We start from the raw sequence: 3,669 nt of genomic DNA, 5'->3' as shown, positions 1-3,669 counted from the left end.
GCGGACTTTGTCTTTGTCAACACCTGCAGCGTGCGGAGCAAGGCTGAACAGAAAGCATTCAGCTATGTGGGGCGCTTGAAAGCATTGAAAAGAAGGCGGCCAGATCTAGTTGTAGCGCTCGGCGGCTGTGTTGCCCAGCAGTATGGTGGTTCTTTGTTGCAAAGATTTCCTCATGTGGACCTGGTGGTGGGGACCCACGGCCTGTGGCGGGTGCCAGAGATGCTGCAACGGTTGGCCAAGACCGGCGAACGTTCATGTGCTGTAGAATTTGATTACCGTTTTGCAGAGATGGACGACTGCCGCAGAGCGAGGCTGCAGCGCTCGGTTTCAGCCTATGTCACCATCATGAGGGGCTGCGACAATTTTTGCACCTACTGCATAGTGCCATGGGTGCGGGGCAGGGAATACAGCCGTCCCCTCTACCAAATTATTCGAGAAGCGGAATATCTGGCCGACTCTGGAGTTCGGGAAATTACTCTGTTGGGGCAGAATGTGAACTCGTATGGCAAGGGCCTGCCTGAAGGTGAAGATTTTGCCAGCCTGCTGGAAAGGGTGTCACAGGTAGGCGGTTTAAAAAGAATACGATTTACCACTTCTCATCCTAAGGACCTGTCGCTACGGCTCATGCAATGTTTTGCTGAAATTGACAAGCTCTGCCCGCATATTCACCTGCCCGTGCAATCGGGTTCAGATCGTATTCTACAGAGAATGAATCGCCATTATACCCGGGAGCATTACCTCGGGCTGGTAGAAAGGCTACGGCAGCTATGTCCCGAGATTGCCGTCTCCTCTGATGTCATTGTCGGCTTTCCGGGAGAGACAGAAGAAGACTTTCATGCTACTATAGATCTAATTGAACAAATACGTTTTGATGCTTTGTTCTCATTTCATTATGCAGATCGGCCTTTTACTGCGGCAAGAAAATTGCCTGACAAGATTCCTGAAGAAGTCAAGCTACGCAGGCTGCGGCAGCTCCAGGATGTGCAGGAAAGAATAACCCGCGAGCGCAATGAGGCGCAGGTCCACAGTGTGCAGACGGTATTGGTCGAAGGCACCAGCCAGGCTGATGCGGGTCAGCTGAGCGGTCGCACGATCCATAATCGTGTGGTAAATTTCCAAGGTTCGCCCGAGTTGATAGGCGAAGAAGTAGAGGTACTCATCACTGCCGGCTATGCCCATTCACTTCGAGGAGTGATGCGCATCGACTCCAGTAGAACCTCTCAGGTTGCGAGGGAAACATCATGGTGCGGGAGATGAAGATTTCGGGTTTGACAATGGACCCACAGACAAACACCCCCATAGTGGTCTTGAAAGACCTCAAGAACGAGACATCCCTGCCTATTTGGATAGGATTGCTGGAAGCAACCGCAATAGCAACTGAACTCGAGCAGATCAAGTTTCCACGTCCTATGACCCATGACCTCATGAAGAATCTCATGACGCACGTGGGCATCACCGTTGACCGGGTCGAAGTATGTGACCTCAGGGATAATACCTTTTATGCCTGGATATACCTCAATATCAAAGGCAAGGAATCAAAGATCGATGCCAGGCCTAGCGACGCCCTGGCAATAGCGCTACGGATGAATGCCCGCATTTTTGTGAATGAGAAAGTCATCGAAAGATCCGCTAAAATAGAGTCGAAAGGCAAAGCCGAAATCCATGACGAAGAAGCCAAGAAATGGACCGAGATCCTTGAAAACCTGTCGCCGGATGATTTCGGTAAATACAAGATGTGAACCTCCGCCCATCAACTGCCAGCCAAGCCGCATAACTGCCAGTCACTATGAATTCTGGGTATTCTTCTTTCCTGGCAATGCCCTGATCAGTACACATACTTGACCCTTGGGGCCAGGGGTGTGAGAGACCCGGCAGTGCTCACCATGCCCAGGGGGCTAAATGGCACAAACTCTACTGTTGGCAGTAAAACTCTTGCAAGGGCATTTTCAAGACACCCGGATGCAGTAAACGGCAGATTTTGCCGATGTGGGTTGCTATAGGACCCAGGAGACACCAGCTTTGCAATTAACATGCTGTTGCTGTTCTTAACAGAACAAGGTGAACGATATCATTATGGATGAAAGGAGTTTGGGGTTGATCGATTTACACACACACTCTCTTTTTAGTGATGGCGAGATGCTGGTGAGCGAACTGGTGCGGCGAGCAGAAGAGTTGGGGCTTCGCTACATTGCGATCACGGACCATGCTGACAGGAGCAACCTCGACCTGGTGGTGCCAAGGGTGGCCCGGGTAGTAGCTGAGATCAACAGACACAACACCATTCAGGCGCTGGCCGGCATAGAACTTACCCATGTACCACCCGAGACCATAAGGGGTTTGGCGGAGGAAGCCAGGGCCCTGGGAGCGGCAATTGTGGTGCTGCATGGCGAAACCATTGTGGAGCCGGTACTGCCAGGAACCAACAGGGCAGGCCTCGAAGCCGACGTCGATATCCTGGCCCATCCAGGGCTCCTCACCGCAGAAGAGGCGTCTCTGGCAGCGAAACGGGGGGTCCTCCTGGAAATATCAGGTCGCAAGGGACACAGCTTTACCAATGGTCATGTGGTGCGCCGAGCTCAGGCTGCCGGAGCAGCGCTGATATTCAATTCTGACGCTCATGCGCCCGGTGATCTCCTGTCGAAAGAGATGGCCACGGCTAGGAGTTTTTCCGAAAATAGCAGTTCTGGTCACACTCACATCATACTTTGTTTACTAGATTAGGAGGCTTGTTGCCCTGTAGTCCCTGCAACATATTTTCTGCTGCCAAGAGTGCCATTTTCAGTCTGGTCTCGCGGGTGGCACTGCCGAGATGAGGTGCCAGTACCACCCTGTTATTCAGCGACATGAGCCGCGGGTGGACAGCAGGCTCTTCTTCGAAAACATCCAGACCTGTGCCTCCAATCTCACCGTGTTCGAGGGCTCGAACAAGGGCCTCTTCGTTCACCACCTGACCCCTGGCGGTATTGATCAAAATTGCCTCACTCTTCATCTTGCTGAACTCGGCAGTTGATAACATGTGCCTGGTATTTTTGTTGAGAGGTACATGGAGCGTAACAAAGTCGCTTACCGCCAGAAGCTCATCCAGGGGAACGAATGTGGCCGCCAGTTGCCTTTCAGCTTCTCTGTGAGGTGATCTGCTGTAGTAGACCACTTTCATATTGAAGCCCAGAGCTCTTCTGGCCACGGCCTGGCCTATGCGGCCGAAACCTACAATACCGAGAGTCTTGCCGTGTACATCCAGGCCCATGAGAGGGGGCATGAATTCCCACCTTTGAAAGTTCCCTGCCCGTACGTATCTGTCTGCTTCCACCACCTTCCTGGCCACGGCCAACATGAGAGAAAAAGCGAAGTCAGCAGTAGTCTCGGTGAGCACCCCGGGAGTGTTGGTCACCATGATTCCCCGTCTGCTGGCAGCATCCAAATCGATGTTATCATAGCCCACTGCAATGTTAGAGATTATCTTGAGGGACGGAAGGGCTTCGATCACTCTTTCATCGATCCTGTCATTCAACAGACACATAAGACCCTCTTTGCCTCGGGCTCTCAAAATGAGTTCCTCCGTGGGCAGGATTTCGTCGCTCTCGTGGATAGAGACCACATGCCGAGCACTCTCGAGCAGTTCCACTGCCTCCGTGAAGATGTTTCTGCTAATGAAGATTTCAGCCATTT

At 52.2% G+C, this 3,669-nt stretch carries 4 protein-coding genes; 3 read left to right on the top strand and 1 reads right to left on the bottom strand.

All coding sequences use genetic code 11. The annotated features are described in order from the left end of the window. The 3 genes from miaB to JRI89_17405 all read left to right on the top strand — a co-directional run. Positions 1 to 1,257 (top strand): tRNA (N6-isopentenyl adenosine(37)-C2)-methylthiotransferase MiaB (miaB, locus tag JRI89_17415; protein MBW2073010.1); only part of this gene is annotated, 1,257 nt, incomplete at its 5' end. Continuing rightward, a complete protein-coding gene (locus JRI89_17410) occupies positions 1,242 to 1,739 on the top strand; it encodes a bifunctional nuclease family protein (GenBank protein MBW2073009.1) in 498 nt (165 codons plus the stop codon). The genes miaB and JRI89_17410, both read left to right, overlap by 16 nt. Before the next feature lie 355 nt (positions 1,740 to 2,094). Then, the gene (locus JRI89_17405; GenBank protein MBW2073008.1) at positions 2,095 to 2,721 is read left to right on the top strand and encodes a histidinol phosphate phosphatase domain-containing protein; all 627 of its coding nucleotides are present in this window, start codon (positions 2,095 to 2,097) and stop codon (positions 2,719 to 2,721) included. Here the strand turns inward: JRI89_17405 and JRI89_17400 are convergent. Then, positions 2,699 to 3,667: a D-glycerate dehydrogenase gene (locus tag JRI89_17400; GenBank protein MBW2073007.1), complete on the bottom strand. Its 969-nt coding sequence runs from the start codon at positions 3,665 to 3,667 to the stop codon at positions 2,699 to 2,701. The genes JRI89_17405 and JRI89_17400 overlap by 23 nt on opposite strands. Positions 3,668 to 3,669: the final 2 nt, after the last annotated feature.

It is taken from the genome of Deltaproteobacteria bacterium, assembly GCA_019309045.1.
In the GTDB taxonomy this organism is placed as follows: domain Bacteria; phylum Desulfobacterota; class Syntrophobacteria; order BM002; family BM002; genus JAFDGZ01.
This window is presented reverse-complemented; position numbering and strand designations above follow the sequence as displayed.